This window comes from Shimia sp. R9_3 (assembly GCF_017743755.1).
Taxonomy (GTDB): domain Bacteria; phylum Pseudomonadota; class Alphaproteobacteria; order Rhodobacterales; family Rhodobacteraceae; genus Shimia.
On sequence record NZ_JAGHRP010000006.1, the window covers coordinates 73542 to 91391 of the forward strand.

A 17850-nucleotide genomic window follows, 5' to 3' on the forward strand; every position below is an offset into this window, starting at 1 on the left:
TGCACTTTATGGTTGTTGTTTTGGCGCGGTGCTAAAACTTCGGCCCTTCAAAAGGATTGTCCAACGCAGCCAAAATAGTGCCGGTGCACTCGCCAAAGCCGATGGTGTAGCCGTCGCCCCGCGCCGCGCCCTGCAGGGTCAGCGTGTCGCCATCCTCGATGAAGGTGCGGGTCTCACCGCTCTCAAGCGTCAGGGGCTCTTTGCCGCCCCAGCTGAGTTCCAGAAGGCTGCCGCGCTCAGGCTTTGTGGGGCCTGAAATCGTGCCGGAGCCAAGCAGATCGCCCACATTCATAGGGCAGCCGGAGGTGGTGTGATGGGCAAGCTGCTGGGCGGCGGAGTAATACATCTGGTCATAGTTGGTGCGCGCAATGGTGCTGGGTGCCTGGCCTTCCGGTGCCATGCTGATGCTGAGATCAATGTCATAAAGCATGGGGCCCGCGTCTTTGAGGTGGTCAAGCAGCTCAAAGTCACGCGCGGGCGTGTCGGTGCGGAAAGGATCAAGCGCGGCTTTGGTGACGATCCAGGGGGAGATCGAGGTGGCGGTGGCCTTGGCCTGAAACGGGCCAAGCGGCTGATATTCCCAGGCCTGAATGTCGCGCGCGGACCAGTCGTTGAGCAGCACATAGCCAAAGATCATGTCGTCCGCTTCCTGCACGGTCACGGGCCGTTTGGAGGGCTGACCGACAATGGCGCCCATCTCAAGCTCGATGTCAAAGCGACGGGAGGGCAGGAAGGCGGGGGTGTCATGCTCTGGCGACTTGAGCTGGCCCCAGGGGCGGCGGATGTCGGTGCCGGAGACCACAACCGAGGAGGCGCGCCCGTTGTAGCCGATCGGGATGTGCAGCCAGTTGGGTGGCAGGGCGTTCTCAGGGCCCCGGAACATAGTGCCCACGTTCTGCGCGTGGTGCCTGCCGGCGTAGAAATCGGTGTATTCCGACACTTTGAACGGCATGTGCAGCGTTGCGGCAGAGAGCGGTACGGAATAGAAGGTCAGAGCATCCTGCGTGGCCTCATCCGCGCTTTCTGCCAGCAGCGCCTGAAGGGCCGCGCGGTAGCGGGCCCAGGCCTCGGCCCCAAGCTCCATAAAGTCGTTCCAGTAGGGCGCGTCCAGCACATCGGCATCCGGGTCGGCGCGCAAGGTGCCTGCGGCCTCAAGCCCGGTGAGGTCAATGATCCGATCGCCAATGGCGGTGCCGCAGCGCAGATCGCCGTCATCAACGGAAAACACCCCGTAAGGCAGATTGTTCAGCGGAAATGGGCCGTCTGGAGTGTTGGCGCTCTCCACCCATGATCTCAGCAAAGGCATTGCGGTTCCTTTTGTTTCAGCACGCCGGCTGGGGTTTCTCATTCACAAAATATCCCGGGGGTGGGCTTGCCTTTGGCAAGTGAGGGGGCTGGCCCCCTTACCCTGGTTTATTATTGGGGCCTCATTTCTTGCCGGGGGTGCCGTCAAACTTCTTTTCAATGTCGGACCAGCAATCGATGTAGTCGTCCTGCAGCGGGGCCTCCTGTCCGGCAAAGGCGGTGAGGTGCTGCGGGAAGCGGGTCTCAAACATGAAGGACATGGTGTTGTCGAGTTTTTCGGCTTTCAGGTCGGCGTTGGAGGCGCCTTCAAAGGCGTTTTTGTCCGGGCCGTGGGGGATCATCATATTGTGCAGGCTCATGCCGCCGGGGATGAAGCCTTGAGGCTTGGCGTCATATTGGCCGTAAATATTGCCCATCAGCTCAGACATGATGTTCTTGTGATACCAGGGCGGGCGGAAGGTGTCTTCGGCCACCATCCAGCGTTCGCGGAAGAGCACAAAGTCGATATTGGCGGTGCCGGGCACGCCGGAGGGGGCGGTGAGCACGGTGAAAATCGAGGGATCGGGGTGGTCAAACAGAATCGCGCCAACCGGACAGTATGTGCGCAGGTCGTATTTCACCGGCGCGTAGTTGCCGTGCCATGCGACGACATCCAGCGGGCTGTGGCCGATCTCTGTGCGGTGAAACTGGCCGCACCATTTGACGGTCACGGTGGAGGGCGCGTCGCGGTCTTCAAACGCCGCCACAGGGGCCTTGAAGTCGCGCGGGTTGGCCATGCAGTTGGCGCCAATGGGGCCGCGCCCGGGCAGTTCGAATTTCTGGCCGTAGTTTTCGCAGACAAAACCGCGCGCGGGGCCTTCGAGCACTTCGACGCGATAAAGCAGGCCGCGGGGAAGGATGGCGATTTCTTTGGGCTCCAGATCAATGATGCCGAGTTCGGTTGAGAACCGCAGCACGCCTTCCTGAGGCACCACCAGCAGCTCTGAATCGGCCGAGAAGAAATAGTCATCCTCCATTGAGGTGTTCACCAGATAGATGTGGCTGGCCATGCCGACCTGGGTGTTCACATCCCCGGCAGTGGTCATGGTGCGCATGCCGGTGATCCATGTCAGCGATGCGTCGGTGTGGGGCACTGGATCCCAACGGTATTGGCCCAATGAGAGGACATCGGGATCCACATTGGGGGCAGATTGCCAGTAAGGCACATCAATCTTTGTGTAGCGATGACTGTGTTTCACAGAGGGGCGGATGCGGTAGCACCATGTGCGCTCAACCGTTTCAGCGGTGAAGGCTGTGCCGGAGAGCTGTTCGCCATAAAGGCCATAGTTGCATTTCTGCGGGCTGTTCATGCCTTGAGGCAGCGCGCCCGGCAGAGCCTCGGTTTCAAAGTCGTTGCCAAAGCCGGGCATGTAGCCTTCGTGCGGGCCGGTCAGCGAAGGGGCTTTTTGCATGCGGGTCGGGACCGTGTGTTTGGTCATCTCAACGCTCCTGTGACAATATTTGTTGCAAAAGTAAAAGTTGGTTTTGTAACTAACAAGCCAAAGGAGCGCGCAATATGTCAGAAAAAGACCCCTTCGATTTGCAGAGTTTTTTGCCCTATCTGCTCAATCAGGCGGCGGAGGAAAGCAGCCTTGGTTTTCAGAAGGTCTACAAAGACCGCTATGGCATGTTGCGCAGCGAATGGCGGGTGCTGTTTCACCTTGGGATCTTCGGGCAGATGACGGCCACAGAGATTGGCGGGCGTGCCAAGATCCACAAAACCAAAGTGAGCCGCGCGGTCCAGCGGCTTTCGGAGCGGCGCTTTGTGCGGCGGGCGCGCAGCGAAGAGGACCGCCGCGTGGAATGGCTGGAGCTGACACCGGCGGGGCGCAAAGCCTATGAGGATCTGCGCGATGTGGCCGCAAAATATGAGGCGGCGCTGCAAAGCAAGCTGAGTGCAAGGGAGGTGACCCAGCTCAAAGAGCTGCTGAGCAAGCTCGCCAAATAGGGCGCAGAGGCACGATTCGGATCTGATTTGATTCGGATTGTCGCGCGCATTGCGGCGAAAGCCGCGACAGTTGGTTCGCGCTTCGCGCATTGTTTTCACAATGCAAACAGTCGCTCCGCAAGTGGCAGTTATTTATGGTTAATTTGACGTAAATTTCTTGAAACGACTTGGGGCGCTATGGCAGATTTTTCAGGCACGATGGATGACGCTCGAGGTTGGAATGGGACTTTTTCACGGACTAAAAACTGCGGCTTTGGCTGCAGGTGTGATGGCCGCGAGCGCTCCGGCAGCTATTGCGCAAAGCCACTCTGGCTGGCGTGGCTGGTGGTGGTGGAACTGGAATTGGAACTGGGGTGGCCACGGTGGTGGCACAGGCCACACCGGTGGGACCACCAACGCAGTGCCGGAAATTGATGCTGGAGCCGGACTATTGGCGGTTGCCGCCGTTATGGCAACCTTGGCACTGGCATGGGAGCTGCGCCGTCGCAATCGTCATAAAGAAGGCTAAGCCTTCCAGATTGTGGTGCAGACTGGGGATGATGGGCGCTCAAATGAGCGCCCATTTTCCGGTTAAAAGGGCCGCTGCTGCTATCACCGCATTGGCAATGATATGCGCGGCGATGGGATCGGTCAGCCGGTTGCGGTGCAGATAAAGCGCGCCGAAGGCAATACCCGCAAGAACACCCGCAATAAAGCGATCATGCAGCAGGCCAAAGAACAGGCTGGAGACCGCGATGGCGAGGATCTCCCAGAGCAACCCGTCTTGCCTGAGGCGGCGCAACACATAGCCGCGAAAGAACAGCTCTTCGATCACCGGCACCAGAAGGATGGTGCCCAGAAGGCGCAGGCCGATCCAGAAGACACCGGGGGCTGATCCTTCTGATGCGGGCGCAGGGGCGGCGGTGAGCACCCAGAGGAGGCCAATCGCCAGACCGGTGGTGATGGAAGCGCCTGAGGGCAGGGCACGCCAGTTTCGCAGGGCGGGCCAAAAGTAAAGCAGCACCGCGCCCATGAGCAGCGCGCGCAGAGGGTAGCCGTCAGAGGGGTTTGGCCAGAAGGCGGAGGCTATCACGCCTGAGAGCATCATCACGATGAAGGGCACAATGCGCGCGGCCAATGTATCGCTGCGCATGGCGCTGCGTGAGATCTGCTGGCGCGGTGTGCGGTGCAACCAACGGGCGCGGTGCGCGACGATCACCACGCAGAGAGCCAGAGCGGTGAACATCAGCCAGCCGGCGTAGGAATGAAACCCGTTGAGCGCGTGCTCCGGGGACACCCGTGCGCCGATGATGATGAGAACCGCAATCCGCAGGATGTTAAACAGCCAGCTGGTCAGTACGGCGAGCGGATAGAGGATCAGCCAGAAGCGGCGCTGGCGTAGGTCCGGGCGCATCAGGAGCGCATAGAACCCCATGAAGATTGTGATCAGCGCAATGCCTTCGACGCCCGAGCACTGGCTGGCGATCTGCACAAAGAAATCCTCGATGCCGATCACATAGGTGGGCGGGTCGACGCTGACTTCAAAGCCGAAGGCAATCAGGCTGAGAAAGACCAGAAAGAAGGTGAGGCTGCTGAGGGAGGACCATTCCCACGCGGGGCGGATCAGATTGGCGAGGTCAGGGACCAGAAAGCCGAGCAGCAGCGCGAGGGGCAGAAGGTAGCTGTCACCCCGGATCCAGCTGCGCCAGCTGTGAAGGGGCGTGACCCAGAAGACTGCACCAAGGATGGTGAGCAGGCTGCCGAGGCTCAAAAACAGCAATGTGGGGGTAAAGGCGCGGCTGATTTCGGCGGCGCCAAACAACGGCAGCGGCGCAAATATCAAGATAAGGCCTGCAAGATGCGCCCAAAGCCAGGAGGACCGGCCGGGTGTTGTGCGCGCCGCACCAGCCAAGGCGCGATAGGCGGTTGGCCTGAGCCAGAAATAGAGCGCCATGACCGTGATGATCGACAGGCCGCGGGCGGTCATGGAGCGCAGAGCGCGGCAGGCGCTTTCGATCTCGGTCAGGCGGCACTCGATGGAGGCGAAGACCTGATAGGCGAGAATGACCAGGAAAAGTTCCGCCACCGCGAGGGCGGCGATGGTCATCAGCCGGGATGGGCGCGACGGCCCGGTGTTGTCTGCGATATCCGGGCCGGTCATGTAGATTTAGAAGTCGATGGTGACGCCGGGCAAGTTCAGCGCCTTGATCAGGTCCCGCAGTTCCTGACGGGCGGCGACGTTTGAGATGTTGAGTTGCTTCACCCCGATGTCGCGCAAATCGAGCAGGGTCAGGCCACGCGGGAACAGCTCCCGGAACACCACACGCTCGTTGAAGCCAGGTGCGACGCGGAAGCCGATGCGCTTGGCCAGACGGTCCAGCGCCTTGCCCATCTTTTCTTTGTTGACCATCTGCTGGGCGCCCATGCGGTTGCGCATGACAATCCAGTCGATGGGTTTCAGGCCAGCCTGCGCGCGCAGCTGGCGGGCGTTCCAGACCATTTCGGAATAGACCGAAGGGCCGAGGATTTTCTCGCCATCCTCATTCACTTTGGCCAGCAGGTCAAAATCCACAAAGCTGTCGTTGAGCGGGGTAACCAGTGTGTCGGCGAGCGAGTGGGCCACCTGGCTGAGGCGGGTGTGCGAGCCAGGACAGTCGATCAGGATAAAATCGTTGTCAGGCTCCAGCATGGCCACGGCCGCAGAGAGGCGCTGATCGTAGATGTTTTCGCCAGGTTGCAGGGTGTCCGGATCAATTTCCGGCAGGTCGCGATAGGTGGGACCGGGCAGCTCGAGACCGGCTTTCTCCGAGAAGCGCTGGCGGTTGGCGACATAGCTGCCAAAGCTCTTTTGGCGCAGGTCCAGATCCAGCGCGCCGACCTTATGGCCCATGCGCGACAGAGCGGTTGCGATGTGCATCGACAGGGTGGATTTGCCCGCGCCGCCCTTTTCGTTTCCGACAACGATGATATGTGCCATTCCGCTTGTCCCTGCTCGAAGTTTCAGTGCCGCGGCTCTTACGGTGCGGCCTTGTTAGTGTCTACTATATGTTGTGATTTTCCACAGGAAAAGTGCGTTGAATTGCTAGATTTCCCGCCATTTTCCGGTTTCCAGCCCATTGAGCGACCAATCCCCGATCTGCGCCCGGATCAGGCGCAGGGTGGGGTGGCCCACGGCGGCGGTCATGCGGCGCACCTGACGGTTGCGGCCCTCGCGGATGGTGAGCGCGATCCAGCAGTCTGGCACCGATTTGCGAAAGCGCACTGGCGGGGTGCGGGGCCAGAGATCCGTTGGTTCCTCAATGCGTTGCGCCTGTGCGGGACGGGTGAGGCCGTCCTTGAGCTCCACCCCTTTGCGCAACGCGGCCAATGCGGCCTCATCGGGTTCGCCCTCGACCTGCACCCAATAGGTCTTGGCCATCTTGTGGCGCGGATTGCTGATCTTGGCCTGAAGCTTGCCGTCATCGGTGAGCACCATGAGGCCTTCGCTGTCACGATCCAGCCGTCCGGCAGGGTAGACCTTGGGCACGTCAATAAAATCAGACAGAGTGCGGCGGGGGCTGCCCTCGGTTCCCTTGTCGGTGAACTGAGAGAGCACATCATACGGTTTGTTAAACAGGATCACGCGGGCCATGGCCTCTCCTACACGGGGCTGTGTTGGGGTTGCAAGTTCGCTTTGCCTGCGCTTTTTTGCGGCGCAAGACAGCTGACCAAAGTGCTGGGAGAAAGATCATGGATTTCAAAGATATGCAGCCGGAGACGGTGCTCGCACAGGCCGGTGGCGCGCTTGACATGCAGAGCGGAGGCGTTGTGCCGCCCATTCAGCCTGCCACGACCTATGCGCGGGATGAGAATTATAACCTGCTGAACGAGAACAACCTTTACAGCCGCCCTCACAATGATGTGGTGCGTCAGGCCGAGGCGGTGCTGGCGCAGCTTGAGGGCGGGGCAGAGGCTTTGTTGTTCCCCTCCGGCATGGCGGCGATTGCGGCGCTGTTTCGCACGGTGCCGACCGGCGGGCGGGTTGTTGTGCAATCGGGCATCTATTGGGGCACCACCAAGTGGATCCGCGAATTCTGCGCGCGCCGTCAAGTGGCCATCACGGAGGTGGACGCAAGCGATAGCGCGGCCTTACAGGCGGCCTGCGCAGCAGCGCCTGCGCATCTGGTCTGGATCGAGACGCCCTCAAACCCCTGGCTCAAGGTTGTGGATATTGCCGCCGCAAAGCAGGCGGCGGACAGCTGCGGCGCGCTTTTGGCGGTGGACAGCACGGCGGCCTCACCGCTTTTGTCCAAACCTCTGACGCTGGGTGCGGATATTGTGATGCATTCGACCACGAAGGTGATCAACGGCCACTCTGATGTGCTGGGCGGAGTTCTGGTCTCAAAGGCAGTGACGCCGGTTTGGGAAGAGATCGCCAATGACCGCGCCAGTGCCGGGGCGGTGATGGGGCCGTTTGAGGCCTGGCTCTTGCTGCGCGGGATGCGGACGCTTTCGGTGCGGGTGGAACGCATGGTGGAGAACGCGATGAAAGTGGCGCGGTTTCTGGAGGATCACCCCAAGGTGGAGGCTGTGCTGTTTCCGGGGTTGGAAAGCCACCCGCAATATGAGCTGGCGCAAAAGCAGATGCCGGGCGGGGCAGGATTTCTGATGTCTTTCCTTGTGAAGGGAGACAAAGAGACCGCGCTGGCGGTGGCCGGAAAGCTGAAGCTGTTTCATCGCGCGACCTCGCTTGGCGGGGTGGAGAGCCTTGTGGAGCATCGCCATACAATTGAGTCCCACACCGGTATTCCAGAGACCCTTCTGCGGATTTCGGTTGGTGTGGAGAGTGCTGAGGATCTGATCGGTGATCTGGGGCAGGCTTTGGGGCAATAAGCCTGCCTTGTGCGCTTTTGGGGGAGAGGAGCCCGGGCCTTCGCTTGCTGGCTAATGATTTATTAACCAATCCTCAGGGCTAATGTCGGCGAACAGGTGGGGTATACCCTGAAGACAGCGGCGGAAGACCAAAGTGAAAAAGCGCATCAGCAACCCGGCGGACATCACGCCGGCATATGAAGACAGAGGGTTGTTCAAAAAGCCCAGCACCGAGCTGGCGATTGATTTGATTCCGAAGTTTGGCAAGAACACCCGCCATGACATCATCATCAAAGGGCTGATGCAGAATGATGTTGAGGTCGATGTGATCTTTGCCGGGCGGCGCAAGCGCCATGCGGAAGAGCTGGTCACCCTGTTGCGGCGCAAGTGGGACGAAGCCAACCAGATTGTCATCAAGGGGATGAAACCGCCAGCCCGAAAGCGGGTGCGGGTGCCAACGCGGGTGCAGGGCTCCTGGCGCACGCGGGTGATCGACGACGAGCAGAACCTCTATATCGTGGAGCATCAGCTGTTGGTTGCGCGCTGGGCCTATAACTCCTTTGACGGGGAGTTTCGCAGTTTTGGCGAGCCGCCCTATGTGCAGCAGCGGTTTCAGGAGTTTCTGGAGAAAACCAAAGAACGGGACTGAGTTTAGCGAGCACTTGTGATCCCGTGCAGAAACGCTGAGCAAAGAGGCAAATGTAGAGTGTGGGTCGAGGAGCTCAGAGCTTTATAGCGCTGAGCCATTTTTTGTCTCTTACCACATTACATCTATGACTTTGCCGTCGCTATGCTGGCACACGCCAACGCCACCCAAGGCGGTGAAACCAGAATTGTCGGCATAGTTCATTTGGCACCGCATTGTGGATCCTTGGTCACCGAACAGCGTCGCTACAAAACTGCCGCTGGAGGTTTCAAAATAAGTTGGTGAATTGGCGTCAAAATCCCATGCGTAGCCTGAGCTTGAACTTGCGTTTACAGCTTTTCCGCTGAATTTCTCACCATCTACAACTGCAGTGTAGTGGTCTGTATCAACACCTTGTTCATAGTTGAATTCAACGGGGGTTCCTTCACCGCGTATTATGCCCTGCATAGTGCCGCTGCATCCAGCTAGGGTGCTTGCCAAAATAATCGAAATTCCGAAGTGTCTAATGAACATATGTCTAAGTTATTTGTGAGAAACTTAGACACGTATATAAAAGACACATGAATATGCAAGTGTCTGCTTTGGTTTGAGAAAATAGCTCTCGCTACGGAAGGGTTGCTTGAACCAACTCTTGATTCCGGGCAGCGATGGCGGCTCTATGGGGCAAATATCCAAGCCTTGCGGGAGCCTTTCCATGAAACTCGAATTTCACCACATCAATTTTGTCTCTCATGATGTGGACCGGCTGCATGATTTTTACACCCGGGTTTTGGGGTTGGCGGATATTCCGCAAGAGGAGTTTCCGCGCACGGAGGCGGATGAAAACACCGGTTATGACGGCAAGATCCGCTTTGCCACCGATGGCGATATGCAGATGCATTTGGCGGAGCGGCGGCTGGATGTGGCCTTTGTGAACGGGCAGGTGATCAACCCTGTCGATCGCGGCCATATCGCCTTTCGCACCGATGACATTGCCGCCTTCCTGAAGGTGCTGGAAGAAAACGACGTGCCTTATTCAGACTATGGCACGGCCTTTGCCAAAGAGTGGCATCAGGTGTTTTTCCTTGACCCCGAAGGCAATGTCATCGAGGTGCACCAGCAGGTCGGCTAGGCAGTCTTGGCCCCACCGGCTCAGGTCAGCAAGGCAAGATCCGCCTCATTTGTGGGGCGGCGCGTGACCATGGTTTGTGCGTCAGCCCCGTCTATGGTCAGCGCGAGGTCTTTGTAAAAGCCGTCGTTATCAAACCACCAGCGGTGGGAATAGACTTGGGTTTTCTCATTGTCGGGCACGTCGCGTTTGTATTGCTCGTTGCAGTAGATGTCCCACTGGCCTTTGGTGATCGGCTCTGAGATGCCCATATGCCCGGCGCGCTCTCGGCCGCCGTTGATCAGGCCGCCAGCAAAGGCCAGAACTTTGTCTTGGCCGCTGTAGTAATTGGTGAAACGGGCGGCGCGGCGGTCGAGCACCAGAGCCCCCCAAGCGCCTCTTTCCAGCCAGTCGGCATTCACATCCGCCGCGCAGAAGGTGACCTCATCAACTTTCCAATTGCGCGCGCCAGCGCTTGCGGAATCGCCAACACCAGCAAAGCCGCGCAGCACAACCAAGGCGCCCATGGAGTGGGCGATCAGATGCACTTTGGGGCGCGGCGTCATGTTCAGGAGCGGGACGATGCCGTCACAGACAAGATAAGGTGCGGTCTTTTTGGCGTCGGTGCGGTCCGTGTTATAGGCCAAGACCGTGCCGTCGCTAGGCCAGTCATAGGCGATGACGGCCCCGGTGAAGCCTTGGGCGCGCACGCCGTCTTCGATCTTTTTGAGCCGCCGCAGCATATCGGTTTGAGAAGTGTTGAATCCGTGTACATAGATCAGCACCTCACTGTCGCCGCCCGCCTGTTTGACGCGCTCGAGCCAGTCGGCCTGCGGAATGGCGGCGCCTTTGTGAATGGTGCCGTCCGGATTGGTCTGACTGATCGCCACATAGCGGGTGACGCTGGCGGGGTTGTTGGTGAATTTCTGGGTTTTCGCGTGATAGGCACGGCGAGAGAAAAACAAAGCCATGGATCAAATTCCTTTTCAAATGATCCAAGAATGCCATGAAGCCGCCAATTCACAAAATGCGCTGCGGGGTGGCGTAGCCTGCGCGGGCACTCTGGCCCTATACAGGCGCGGCGGCAAAGCCTAGCGTGCCCCCATGACTGACCATCCCATTCTTGACAGCCGCTACAGCTGGACGCGCCTCGCCATCACCTTGCTGATTGGCGTGTTTGCCAATGTCGGCATGTGGGCCGTGATTGTGGTGATGCCTGCGGTGCAGGCGGAGTTTGGCATCGACCGGGCGGAGGCGTCGCTGCCCTATGTGCTGACCATGATCGGCTTTGCGATTGGCAATTTTGCCATCGGACAGGCGGTGGACCGCTGGGGCGTGACCCGCGCGTTGATCGGGGCGGCGGTGCTGAGCGCGGTGAGCTACGGGCTGGCAGCGGCGAGCGGCTCTGTTTTCATGCTGTCGCTGGTGCATTTCTTTCTTGGGTTTGGCACGGCGGTGGGTTTTGGACCGCTGATTGCGGATGTGTCGCTGTGGTTTCAGCGGCGGCGTGGGATCGCTGTGGCGATTGCGGCCAGTGGGAACTACCTTTCCGGTGCGATCTGGCCGGTGCTGCTGTCAGGCGTGCTGAGCGATCATGGCTGGCGCGCGGTGTTTCTGGTGCTGGCAGCGCTGACCTTGGTGGCGGTTGTGCCGCTGGCTTTGCTGCTGCGCCCCAAGGTTCCGCAGGACGCGCTGACGGCGCAGGAGAATGCAGCCGTTGCACGGCAGGCCGGTGCGCCGATGAAGCCTGCGCCGCTGATGTGGGTTCTGGGGTTGGCCGGGATCGGTTGTTGCGTGGCGATGAGCATGCCGCAGGTGCATATCGTGAGCTTCTGCGTGGATCTGGGCTTTGGGCCTGCGGTGGGCGCGGAGATGCTCTCACTCATGCTGTTGGGCGGCGTTGTTTCCCGTCTTGTAAGCGGGTTGGTGGCCGACAAGCTGGGCGGGGTCTGGACCTTGCTGATCGGGTCGATCCTGCAATGTGGCGCGCTGTTCCTGTTTCTGCCGTTTGACGGATTGGTCTCGCTCTATCTGGTCAGTGCGGCCTTTGGGCTGGCGCAGGGCGGAATTGTGCCCGCTTATGCGCTGGTGGTGCGGGAATATATGCCGGCGCGGGAAGCGGGCACGCGGGTTGGCTTTGTCATGATGGCGACCATCATGGGCATGGCGCTGGGCGGCTGGATGTCAGGCTGGATCTATGACGTGAGCGGCAGCTATGAGCTGGCCTTTGTGAATGGCATCGCGTGGAATGCGCTCAATATCGCGATCATGGGATTGATCCTGATCCGGGCGCGGCGGGGGCCGGGGGCTCTGGCCGCTGCGTAAGGCTGGCTAGGCCTCGATCACCAGAGCTTGATGCAAACGTGATTGGCCGTCGCAGGCGTTTGCGACGACTGTGGAGCCAAATGGCGCGCGTCCGGAGGAGGGCTTCGGCGTGGCTATCGGGGTTTCACAGAGCGTGGGCGGACAGGTCCGGCGCGGGAAGGATCATTCATGGCGAAGGTGGGGTTTCAGGTCTTGGGCAACATGCGCGAGACGGTGCTGGGGGCTGCGATGGGCGTGGCAGTGGCGGCGAGCATGCTGGTAGCAGCAGAGGTTCAGGCGGCGGATCAGCTGCCGGATTATGTGATTGCCGAGTTCGGCGCACCGCCTGCGATCCCGCAAGGGCCGCTCTCCAAAGAGGTGGAGGACGCCGTAGAGGTGGCCTTTATCGACAGTATGGCACAAGGCGGCTGGGGGCGCGATCAGACCATCGCGCTGGATGTGATTGCCGAGTCCAAAGACCCGCGGCTGGTGTGGATCATCAGCGATCTGATGCGCTTTGCCACGGGGCCGGAGTTCACCTCTGTGCTGAGCGGTGCGGCGGGCACGCTGCTGGGCAAAGACCTGCCAAACCACAACCATTGGGGCATTGTGACGGATCACCTGATTGCCTGGGATATCCCGGCGCCGCCGGATTATCTGGAGGCCAAGCGTGCGATTTTCACCAATATCGTGCCCGGCTGGGACCGGATTTTTGTCAAAGGCGATATCGACTGGCGGCATGTGTCCTGGGGCGGGGTGCTGATTGATGATCGCCCCTTTGACACCACGGATGATCCCTGCAACTGCATCCCGGCTGCGGACAATCCGGAGGTCAGCAGCGCGGAGGAGGCCACATGGTTGTCAGATGACGCTGTGGTCTTTGGCGTGGAGGTGAATGGCGAGTACCGCGCCTATCCGCGCCGCATTATGGAAGTACGCGAAATGGTGAATGACACGCTAGGTGGGCGTGATCTGGGCATTCCTTATTGCACCCTTTGCGGGGCGGCACAGGCCTATTTCACCGATCAGATGCCTCTGGGCGTGGAGCGCCCGGTGCTGCGGACCTCGGGCCTGCTGATCCGCTCCAACAAGGTGATGTATGACATCACCAGCAACTCGGTCTTTGACACGTTTCTGGGCAAGGCCGTGACCGGCCCGCTGGCCAAACGGGGCATCCAGTTGAAGCAGGCCAGTGTGGTGACCACCAGCTGGGGCGCGTGGAAGGCGGCGCATCCGGAGACCACCGTGCTGGTGGAAGATCTGGCGCTGGGCCGGGACTTTGATTTCCGCAATGGACGCGATGCCAATGGGCCGATCTTTCCGGTGGGCGATGTCGACCCGCGTTTGCCGGTGCATGAAGATGTGATCGGGATTGTCACCGCCTCCGGCAAACCGGTGGCCTTCCAGCGCAGCGCAGCGTTTGTGGCGCTCAATGCGGGCAAGGAAGTTGCGGTGGAGAACGTGCGGCTGGCGCTTGATGCAGGCGGGATCAAAGCCGTGGACGCAAGCGGTGCTGATCTCGGCAGCCACCAGGCCTTCTGGTTTGCTTGGTCGCAGTTCCATCCTGACACAGAGCTGTGGAACGGCTGAAGTGAAGGGCGGCGGGGGCGTTTCCTTTGCCGCCGCTGCGCAAAAATCTCCGCGTGTGGTAAGCTTGCGCCCAACGTGACTTGGGTAGTGTTTTGACGTGTATTTGGGAGGAATGTTGCGATGACACGCATGACCGCAAAGGATTTTGATCAGGAACTGCTGGATCTCTATGATTTCTATGCCCACGGCAAAATCACCAAACGGGAGTTTCTCGACCGTGCGGGGAAATTTGCGGTTGGCACTGTGACCGCGGCGGCGCTGCTGAATATGCTCAGTCCGGATTATGCCATGGCGCAGCAGGTGTCTTTCAATGATCCGGACATTCATGCGGACTACATCATGTATCCCTCCCCAAACGGGACAGGCGATGTGCGCGGCTATCTGGTCCGCCCCTCCGGCGTGGAGGGGCCGCTGCCTGCGGTGCTGGTGATCCATGAGAACCGGGGGCTGAACCCCTATATCGAAGATGTGGCGCGGCGTCTGGCCAAGGCGGGCTTTATGGCGCTTGCGCCGGATGGGCTGACCTCGGTGGGGGGCTATCCGGGCAATGATGCGAATGGGCGTGAATTACAGCGTACGGTGGACCGGGCCGAGTTGATGAATGACTTTTTTGCCGGCTTTGAGCATCTTCTGGGACGTGAGGATAGCACCGGCAAAGTTGGCGCGGTGGGCTTTTGTTATGGCGGCGGCGTGGTGAGCGCGATTGCGGTGGCCTATCCGGAGCTGGCGGCGGGCGTGCCGTTTTACGGGCGTCAGCCTGCGGCGGAGGCTGTGGCGAAAATTCAGGCCCCGCTGCTTGTTCAGATGGGTGAGCTTGATGAGCGCATCAATGCGGGCTGGCCAGCCTTTGAAGAGGCGCTAAAGGCCAATGACAAAGTCTATGAGGCCTATATCTATGAAGGTGCAAACCACGGTTTCCACAATGACAGCACGCCTCGGTATGATGAGGCGCAGGCCAAGCTGGCCTGGGAGCGCACGGTGGCGTGGTTTGAGACCTATCTGAGCTAAGGCATAGGGCGGTTTTGGTCGGCGGTTTACGGGTTTGGGCGTTTATGCCTTGGCCATGCCGTGCTTGATTGGCGTGTCCTGTCGTGCAAGCCTGTGCATATAGGCCCTTTGAAATAGGGCCATTTTACGCAAAGCCAATTGATGTCGTGCCTGATTTGAATCCAAACCAGACTTCTGCAAAGCTGTTGCTGACCTTTGCCAATCAGCGGTTTGGCGGGGAGGGGCCGGGGGAGTTTGGCGATCAGGCAGCGGTGTTGCTGGTGCTGAGTTCGGATCTTTATATCAAGGCGCGCAGCTATGCGCTGTTGAACAAGTTCGGTTTCTGGGTGGCGTTGATATTGGCGCTTTTGGTTGTGGTCTGGCCCGCGCTGTCGACATTTGCCAGTGATCTGGCATTTCTGAAATCAGCGATTGTCCAGACCAGTGTGACCGCGCTGGCGGCTTTGAGTTTCGCGCTTTATGCCCATTACAAGAAGCGGCAGGTGGCCGCGGAAAACCTGATGCGCCTGTTGGTCACGGCGGCACCCAAAGAGGCGGATGAGGTGGTGGCGCGGATCCTGAGCGAGATTGAGCGCATGGATCAGGGGTTTTCGTTTTCACAGAAGGTGAAGAGCGAATAGGTGAGGGGCGCATCGGCCTGCATTGGATGCAGATGGCCGATGCGCTGTATCTTGCTTAGCCGCGGCCGCGGTAAGGGGGCACGCCTTGATCGGGGATCCAGACACCTTCGGGCATGGCGCCGGTCTGCCAGAACACATCAATCGGGATGCCGCCGCGTGGATACCAGTAGCCGCCGATGCGCAGCCATTGGGGCTCCAGAAAATCGGCCAGACGGCGGGCGATGGAGACGGTGCAATCCTCGTGAAACGCGCCGTGGTTGCGGAACGATCCCAAGAAGAGCTTCAGGGATTTGCTTTCCACCAGCCATTTGCCGGGCACATAGTCGATCACCAGATGGGCAAAATCGGGCTGGCCGGTCATGGGGCAGAGGGAGGTGAATTCCGGCGCGGTGAAGCGCACGTTATAGGCCACATCGGGCTGCGGATTTTCCACCCGCTCCAGTTCGGCCTCTTCCGGGCTGATGGGCATGACGGTGGCGCCGCCGAGTTGTTTCAGATTGCTGTAGATGTCTTCGCTCATCTTTGTTCTCCAACTATGGGCCATGGCCCGAAGGGGCTTATTAAACGCCGCGTTTGTTGCCCCAGACCAGCACATGCAGCTGTGGCAGCACGCGGGGGGCGAACCAGCTGGCGGCGACAACCTTGTCGATCAACCATTCCAGCCGGGAGGTGGTTTGCGCCAGATCCACAGGTTTCTCCGGATCGACCATGGGATTGCCGGGCTGCAGATAGAGCGGCAGATCGGGGAAGCGGGCATGGGTCTTTTGTGCCCAGAGGAAATCCTCGTCATCAAAGATCACGATCTTGATCGCCACATCCGCTGTGGCGCCCGCCGCATAGAGGCAGCTGTCAAAGGTGGCCCAATCCACGGTTTCGCCGCTTGAGGGCGGCTTGGGGCTGAGCACCAGCGTGTTCAGATCCGCAAACCAAGGCTTGGCGATGGAGCCCTGCGTTTCGCAGGCAAAGCGGTAGCCTTGGGATTTGCCAAGTGCGATCAGCGGGGCGAAGTCATGGATGGCAGGGTTGCCGCCAGACAGGGACACTGTGAGGGGGCGGTTGCCGGAAAGGCGTTTGATTTCCTCCATGACCGCCTCGGCGCTCATGGGTTTCCAGTCATGGCGATAGGCGCTGTCGACCGCATGCAGGCTGTCACACCATGAGCAGCGATAATCGCAGCCGCCGGTGCGCACAAAGACCGTGGGCTCGCCAATCAGCGCGCCTTCGCCCTGAATGGTGGGGCCAAAAATCTCAACAACGCGCAGGGTCATGGGCGGTACTCGGCCCAAGTTTTTGGGGTTTCTGAGACTTTCACCATGGAGACTTCGTCCCAGCGGGCCTTGCACCAGTCATAGAAATGCTTGGCGAGGTTTTCCGCCGTGGAGGGCACGTTGAGCAGATCGTTGAGATGGCGGTGATCGAAGTGGTCGTCGATGTAGGATTTGAGCGGTTTGAGCTCGTGATAGTCCCGCACAAAGCCGTCAGAGTTCAACTCGGCGGCGGCGAGTTCGACCACAACGATGTAGTTGTGGCCATGCAGGCGCGCGCATTGGTGATCGTCGGGCAGATGGGCCAACTGGTGGGAGGCGGAGAAGTGAAACTCTTTGGAGATGCGAAACATCAGCTTGCCTCCCGCTCGGCCACGGCGGTGCGCCAGAAATCCGGATCCTCATAGGGGGTGGGATCGGGGATGCCGGCAAGGTCAAAGGCCTCGCGCCGTTCCACGCAGGTGCCGCAGCGGCCACAGTGCTGCGCGCCGCCTTTGTAGCAGGACCATGTCAGCGAAAAAGGCGTGTTGGCGGCGGCCCCATCGGTGACGATGTCGGATTTGCTGCGGTGCACAAACGGGGTGTGCAGGCGCACGTCGGCATAGCCTTCCAGCGCGGCCTGCTGCATGACGTCAAAGGCTTCGGTGAAGCCGGGGCGGCAATCGGGATAGATGAAGTGATCCCCGCCATGCACGGCGGTGGCCACACGGCTGTCGCCATTGGCCGCAGCAATGCCATAGGCGATGGTCAGCATGATCGCGTTGCGGTTGGGCACCACGGTGATGCGCATGGTCTCTTCGGCATAATGCCCATCGGGCACATCCACATCCGCTTCGGTCAGGGCAGAGCCGGTGAGGGCAGCGCCAACCGCGCGCAGGTCGATGATGTGATGGGGCACCCCAAGGCGGTCTGCGCAGGCCGCAGCGGAGTCGAGCTCTTTGCGGTGGCGTTGGCCGTAATCAAAAGAGACCAGTCGGGAGAGATTGCCTTCGGCAGCCACGATGTGCGCCAAAGACACGGAGTCCAGTCCGCCGGAGCAGACAACAGTTGTTTTCATTTGTGTAACCCTTGTTTTGATGTACCGGGTAGGCTGCGACCGGTGCGCGCGGCTTTTAGAGCGGCGTGGAGGCAAAGGCAAGAGTGCGATCTTCACAGCTCTGTGGGAGCGGAGATCTGCCCAACAAAAAACGCCGCCCCGAGGGAGGCGG

The 17850-nt window shown here is 59.9% G+C and carries 20 protein-coding genes; 9 read left to right on the forward strand and 11 right to left on the reverse strand.

Features of this window, described 5'->3' with window-relative positions:
• Positions 1 to 31: 31 nt before the first annotated feature.
• Together fahA and hmgA are read right to left on the reverse strand one after the other, a co-directional pair.
• Positions 32 to 1306, reverse strand: a complete 1275-nt coding sequence (fahA, locus tag J7412_RS15575; RefSeq protein WP_209079485.1) for a fumarylacetoacetase — start codon at positions 1304 to 1306, stop codon at positions 32 to 34.
• A gap of 121 nt (positions 1307 to 1427) precedes the next feature.
• Complete coding sequence (gene hmgA, locus J7412_RS15580; RefSeq protein ID WP_209079486.1) at positions 1428 to 2783, reverse strand: homogentisate 1,2-dioxygenase; 1356 nt, start codon at positions 2781 to 2783, stop codon at positions 1428 to 1430.
• A 77-nt stretch (positions 2784 to 2860) separates the two neighbouring features.
• Between hmgA and J7412_RS15585 the strand changes: the two genes are divergently transcribed.
• A complete protein-coding gene (locus tag J7412_RS15585) occupies positions 2861 to 3292 on the forward strand; it encodes a MarR family transcriptional regulator (protein WP_209079487.1) in 432 nt (143 codons plus the stop codon).
• Positions 3293 to 3512: 220 nt separating this feature from the next.
• Positions 3513 to 3800 carry a VPEID-CTERM sorting domain-containing protein gene (locus tag J7412_RS15590; protein ID WP_247742937.1) on the forward strand — a complete coding sequence of 96 codons (288 nt, stop codon included), beginning with the start codon at positions 3513 to 3515 and terminating at the stop codon, positions 3798 to 3800.
• A gap of 39 nt (positions 3801 to 3839) precedes the next feature.
• On the opposite strand, the gene xrtE is transcribed toward J7412_RS15590, so the two are convergent.
• From xrtE to J7412_RS15605, 3 genes are all read right to left on the reverse strand, one after another.
• Positions 3840 to 5432: an exosortase E/protease, VPEID-CTERM system gene (xrtE, locus tag J7412_RS15595; protein ID WP_209079488.1), complete on the reverse strand. Its 1593-nt coding sequence runs from the start codon at positions 5430 to 5432 to the stop codon at positions 3840 to 3842.
• Between the two features lie 6 nt (positions 5433 to 5438).
• Entirely contained in the window at positions 5439 to 6248 is an 810-nt protein-coding gene (locus J7412_RS15600) for a division plane positioning ATPase MipZ (protein ID WP_209064087.1), read from the reverse strand.
• 105 nt (positions 6249 to 6353) lie between these two features.
• Positions 6354 to 6902 carry a pseudouridine synthase gene (locus tag J7412_RS15605; RefSeq protein ID WP_209079489.1) on the reverse strand — a complete coding sequence of 183 codons (549 nt, stop codon included), beginning with the start codon at positions 6900 to 6902 and terminating at the stop codon, positions 6354 to 6356.
• A 98-nt stretch (positions 6903 to 7000) separates the two neighbouring features.
• Between J7412_RS15605 and J7412_RS15610 the strand changes: the two genes are divergently transcribed.
• Together J7412_RS15610 and J7412_RS15615 are read left to right on the forward strand one after the other, a co-directional pair.
• Positions 7001 to 8143, forward strand: coding sequence for an aminotransferase class I/II-fold pyridoxal phosphate-dependent enzyme (locus J7412_RS15610; RefSeq protein WP_209079490.1), 1143 nt, complete (start codon positions 7001 to 7003; stop codon positions 8141 to 8143).
• A 133-nt stretch (positions 8144 to 8276) separates the two neighbouring features.
• Positions 8277 to 8771, forward strand: a complete 495-nt coding sequence (locus tag J7412_RS15615) for a hypothetical protein (protein WP_209079491.1) — start codon at positions 8277 to 8279, stop codon at positions 8769 to 8771.
• 108 nt (positions 8772 to 8879) lie between these two features.
• Here the strand turns inward: J7412_RS15615 and J7412_RS15620 are convergent, their stop codons facing one another.
• Positions 8880 to 9215 carry a hypothetical protein gene (locus tag J7412_RS15620; protein WP_209079492.1) on the reverse strand — a complete coding sequence of 112 codons (336 nt, stop codon included), beginning with the start codon at positions 9213 to 9215 and terminating at the stop codon, positions 8880 to 8882.
• A gap of 247 nt (positions 9216 to 9462) precedes the next feature.
• Between J7412_RS15620 and J7412_RS15625 the strand changes: the two genes are divergently transcribed.
• Positions 9463 to 9879, forward strand: a complete 417-nt coding sequence (locus J7412_RS15625) for a VOC family protein (protein ID WP_209079493.1) — start codon at positions 9463 to 9465, stop codon at positions 9877 to 9879.
• Between the two features lie 20 nt (positions 9880 to 9899).
• Here J7412_RS15625 and J7412_RS15630 read toward each other — a convergent pair whose 3' ends face one another.
• Positions 9900 to 10826: an alpha/beta fold hydrolase gene (locus tag J7412_RS15630; protein WP_209079494.1), complete on the reverse strand. Its 927-nt coding sequence runs from the start codon at positions 10824 to 10826 to the stop codon at positions 9900 to 9902.
• Between the two features lie 133 nt (positions 10827 to 10959).
• Here J7412_RS15630 and J7412_RS15635 point away from each other — a divergent pair, with 133 nt between their 5' ends.
• From J7412_RS15635 to J7412_RS15650, 4 genes are all read left to right on the forward strand, one after another.
• Positions 10960 to 12180, forward strand: a complete 1221-nt coding sequence (locus J7412_RS15635; RefSeq protein ID WP_209079495.1) for an MFS transporter — start codon at positions 10960 to 10962, stop codon at positions 12178 to 12180.
• Positions 12181 to 12348: 168 nt separating this feature from the next.
• Entirely contained in the window at positions 12349 to 13749 is a 1401-nt protein-coding gene (locus J7412_RS15640) for a DUF3179 domain-containing (seleno)protein (RefSeq protein ID WP_247743962.1), read from the forward strand.
• 120 nt (positions 13750 to 13869) lie between these two features.
• Positions 13870 to 14757 (forward strand): YghX family hydrolase, encoded by an 888-nt coding sequence (gene yghX / locus J7412_RS15645; RefSeq protein ID WP_209079496.1) that lies wholly within the window; start codon positions 13870 to 13872, stop codon positions 14755 to 14757.
• A gap of 146 nt (positions 14758 to 14903) precedes the next feature.
• The gene (locus J7412_RS15650) at positions 14904 to 15377 is read left to right on the forward strand and encodes a hypothetical protein (RefSeq protein WP_209079497.1); all 474 of its coding nucleotides are present in this window, start codon (positions 14904 to 14906) and stop codon (positions 15375 to 15377) included.
• Between the two features lie 55 nt (positions 15378 to 15432).
• Here J7412_RS15650 and queF read toward each other — a convergent pair whose 3' ends face one another.
• The 4 genes from queF to queC are packed head-to-tail and all read right to left on the reverse strand — an operon-like array spanning position 15433 to position 17699.
• Positions 15433 to 15897, reverse strand: a complete 465-nt coding sequence (gene queF / locus J7412_RS15655) for a preQ(1) synthase (RefSeq protein WP_209079498.1) — start codon at positions 15895 to 15897, stop codon at positions 15433 to 15435.
• Between the two features lie 40 nt (positions 15898 to 15937).
• Positions 15938 to 16645: a 7-carboxy-7-deazaguanine synthase QueE gene (gene queE / locus J7412_RS15660; protein WP_209079499.1), complete on the reverse strand. Its 708-nt coding sequence runs from the start codon at positions 16643 to 16645 to the stop codon at positions 15938 to 15940.
• Positions 16642 to 16995 (reverse strand): 6-carboxytetrahydropterin synthase QueD, encoded by a 354-nt coding sequence (gene queD / locus J7412_RS15665; RefSeq protein ID WP_209079500.1) that lies wholly within the window; start codon positions 16993 to 16995, stop codon positions 16642 to 16644. Before queD ends, queE begins: the two co-directional genes overlap by 4 nt.
• Positions 16995 to 17699: a 7-cyano-7-deazaguanine synthase QueC gene (gene queC / locus J7412_RS15670; protein WP_209079501.1), complete on the reverse strand. Its 705-nt coding sequence runs from the start codon at positions 17697 to 17699 to the stop codon at positions 16995 to 16997. Before queC ends, queD begins: the two co-directional genes overlap by 1 nt.
• Positions 17700 to 17850 lie beyond the last annotated feature (151 nt).